The 3,458-nt window shown below is 24.8% G+C and carries 5 protein-coding genes; 3 read left to right on the top strand and 2 right to left on the bottom strand.

Annotated elements, in window-relative coordinates:
• Window positions 1–88: 88 nt before the first annotated feature.
• A complete protein-coding gene (locus EHV01_RS04105) occupies window positions 89–283 on the top strand; it encodes a hypothetical protein (protein ID WP_422066325.1) in 195 nt (64 codons plus the stop codon).
• Between the two features lie 28 nt (window positions 284–311).
• Here EHV01_RS04105 and EHV01_RS04100 read toward each other — a convergent pair whose 3' ends face one another.
• Window positions 312–821: a lipoprotein gene (locus EHV01_RS04100; RefSeq protein WP_422066324.1), complete on the bottom strand. Its 510-nt coding sequence runs from the start codon at window positions 819–821 to the stop codon at window positions 312–314.
• A 16-nt stretch (window positions 822–837) separates the two neighbouring features.
• Window positions 838–1,830, bottom strand: a complete 993-nt coding sequence (locus tag EHV01_RS04095) for a hypothetical protein (protein WP_422066323.1) — start codon at window positions 1,828–1,830, stop codon at window positions 838–840.
• Window positions 1,831–2,132: 302 nt separating this feature from the next.
• On the opposite strand from EHV01_RS04095, the gene EHV01_RS04090 reads away from it, so the two are divergent.
• A complete protein-coding gene (locus EHV01_RS04090) occupies window positions 2,133–2,594 on the top strand; it encodes a hypothetical protein (protein WP_422066322.1) in 462 nt (153 codons plus the stop codon).
• Between the two features lie 17 nt (window positions 2,595–2,611).
• A partial coding sequence (locus EHV01_RS04085) for a hypothetical protein (protein WP_422066321.1) occupies window positions 2,612–3,458 on the top strand: 847 nt, incomplete at its 3' end.

Here is a 3,458-nt window from a genome sequence, read left to right as displayed (position 1 = left end):
ATAATCAAATTTATCAAATTTCATAATTTTAGATTCCTATAATTTCTATTTTAAATATATTTTATAGGAATTTTAAAATAACTAGGTTATGCAAGAAGTCTATTATACAAATGATGTAAAATTAAAAATTAGATTTTCAAAAGTAATATTTCCTCAATTAGTTATTGTTTGAGATTATTTTGGCAATGATAAAGATATTATATTAGATGTTTCTAATCCTAATGTATTAGGTATTAGAAATAAAAGTGATAACCCAGTTAAAATTACAATAAAACCAAGATAAAAGAAAAAGAGATATTACATCTCTTTTTTTATTCTCCTTTAACTTTTATATTACCATCATTATCAACTACTAAATTTGGCTCTGTTGTATCTAAATTTCAACGATAAACATATTTAAAATAAGTACCATTGTCATTTTCCCAATAAATTTCTTTAAAAGTTCATGCAATATTTAATGTTTGTCCTGAGCCAAATTTATAGGGGCTACTTTTTCATAAATCTGCTTTTTCAAAATTATCAATTTCTATAAAATCGAGTGTATTATTTTTAAATTTAATTAATCTTCAATTCTCATTTTTATTTCCACGCCATACTACATAATAATATTTATTATCAATATTATTAAATGGTTTTTCTTGTGGTGCTATTCATTCTAGATTATCTTTGATTTCTTGATTATCAGTGTGTATTTGGTTTTCTTTTTTTAAATGTTCTAATTCTTCTTTTGTATATTCTTGTGGTGTATTACAAGCAACTAAACTTGTTGTACTTGTTCCAATTAAAGTGATTGTTCCTAAAAGACTTAATATATTTTTCATTTACTACAAAAATTAATTAATATAAAGGTGTTTCATTTCCAAATGTTACTGCTAAACGACTAGAATTAGATTCTATTTCACAAGGAATATTCAAAAATATTTCTTCACCTTCCATAGTTATTAAAGAGTTTTGATTAAATAAATTATTATATCCTTTATTTTTAATTTCAATAATCAAATCTTTTAAACTAATATATTTTTGATAATAATAATTTATATCGTGTGGCAATCTTGTAAAAAAAGTATTAATTTTTAAATTAGGATCTATTTTTGTTTTTAAAACTCCTTTATTTATACTTTTTCCTTCAAAAACATAAAACGTTATTTCTTTCTTATGATTTGCTTTAATTTTTGTTCATTGAGAAGGGGCAGTTATTGTATAACTTTTTGTTTTTGTTCAGTTTTCTTCTGCAGAAAGTTCTCCTGTTATTTCAAGAGAAGCCAACATTTTTATTTTTAAACCAGCTTTAACGCTAATTTTTTGCCCAAATTTAAAAGAAAAAGAATCAGTAACATTATATGAAAAAGCACCACTTAATGCCTTATCCTCATCTTGATTTCCTGCCCTAAATTCTGTTTTTTGAGAATGTATAAGTTTTTCTTCAACAGGAATCATTTTGGTTGGAACAAAAGTTGTTTCATTAGAACAAACAGTTATTCCATTTATGTTGTATTCTCCTGGTTCAAATTTATTATCAGGTAAAGATAATGTATATTCTGGATTATAATTATTTGATTTTAATCTTGCAATTTTATTGTTATTTAACATAACAACTAAATTTTTTATAAAACCATCAATTGTTTTTAAATCTGGATTATCATAATTATACAAATATATTTGTCTTTTATTTCTATTTAAATTTTCTAAATTATTTGTTTGTTGATAATTAATATCACTATTTTCTAGCTTAATTACATCACTTTTTTGATAAGGACTAGCGGCAATTGTTGTTGGGACAGCAGTTCCACTAATAGTTAAGATACTTAATAAACTAAGTAATTTTTTCATACTTGTTTTTCTCCTTTTCTTAATCTTGAAACTCTTTATCAAGATTTACCTGCATTATATATATACGCAAGCAAAATTATGAATTATTTTAATAAATTTATCTTGTTAAATACCCCCTTATTACGAGTTTTAAGGGCTAAATTAGCAATAAAATATATTAAGTTTAGTATTTATTTACATAATGTATTGTATTTGTGAACTATTAGTATATAATAAAAAACACAGGTTTAATCTTTTACCGTTAAAAAAGAGTTTAGCTGACTTGTTAATCGGACAAGAATAAAAAAAGAGAGGTTTATAAAATGGCACTTACAAAAGAACAATTAATCGAACAAGGTTTAAGTGAAGAGATTGCAGAAAATATCTTAAATCAGTTTAATAATGAAGCAAAGCAAATTAGAGAAAGTGTGCAAAAACGCGAAGATGTTATATCAAAAGAAGACTTTATTAAATTATCTAATGAATTAGATGAATTAAAAGCATTTAAAGATGTTCCATCTACTAAAATTGAAGATATTAAAACTAATTTAAATAAAGTTAGTGGTAWTTCTTTATCTGAAAAAATGCAAACTTTAAAAGAATTAAAACCTGATTTGTTTGTAAATGAACAACCATCAGTTTCACCAACTAATTTTATTAAAGATATGATTGAAAAATCKACTGAAAATAAAAATGATGAAATTGAAAGTATTAAAGAAAAAGGAGCATATACTCCTGARGAAATTAAAAAATTAACTGATTATACACTTAAAAACCTTAGATAATAAGGGAGTGAAATATTATGGCAACAATTAATTTGCCACAAGTACCTTTTACATTGCAAGGTAATACAACAGGTCAAAAAGCCTATGTTGATATGGTTAATGCTTTATTGCGTGGACCTTTATATAATGAATATGCAAGTATTATGCAGTATGCTACTGCAACCGCAGAACAAGTTGCTTGATTACCTAATGCAGGACAAGCACTATATAATTTAACTCATCGTGTGGTATGACAAGATGATTATTCATTACCAAATGGTGGTGCAACTCAAACTATGGGATTAACAAGAATTCCAGTTCCTATTGATAAGAGATTTAATTTAAAATTAATGAATGAGGCTTTTGACTTGGCATTAATAGAACAAAATATTAAAAATGGTGTTATTGCTGATGCTATTTCTAGTGTTGTACAAAATAAATTTGTTAATTTAGAATGTGAATTAATTCAGGCTATTTATGATTATTGTTTAGCAGATGGTCAATATGAAGTAATTCCATTTCGTAGTTATACAGCAGAAAATGCTGATGATGCAAATAAWGCATTCTTTATATTAAATGAAACTTTGATTGAATTAACTAATCAAATTAGTAATTTATATTTTGGATTGCCAACCGATAAAATGTTTATGGTTTTAGGTCGTAGAGCCTATTTAGGATTAACACCTGCGTATTTAAAAGTAATTGGTTCACAAACCCAATTAAAAGCAATGGTTAATGGTGAATTATATGAAAATACAGCAATGGGTATTCCAGTATCAAAAAGTTTTCATTTAGAAAAAACATATACAAAAGGACAAGTTAACCGTGATAAAGGTTATAATTTTACTAATGTAAATGGTTTAATTATTAATAAACAAGTATRAT

The sequence above is a fragment of the Spiroplasma sp. hy2 genome (assembly GCF_044714365.1).
Taxonomy (GTDB): Bacteria; Bacillota_I; Bacilli_A; order Mycoplasmatales; family Mycoplasmataceae; genus Spiroplasma; species Spiroplasma phoeniceum.
The sequence above is the reverse complement of the archived record's forward strand: the minus strand, read 5'-3'. Positions and strand labels throughout refer to the sequence as shown.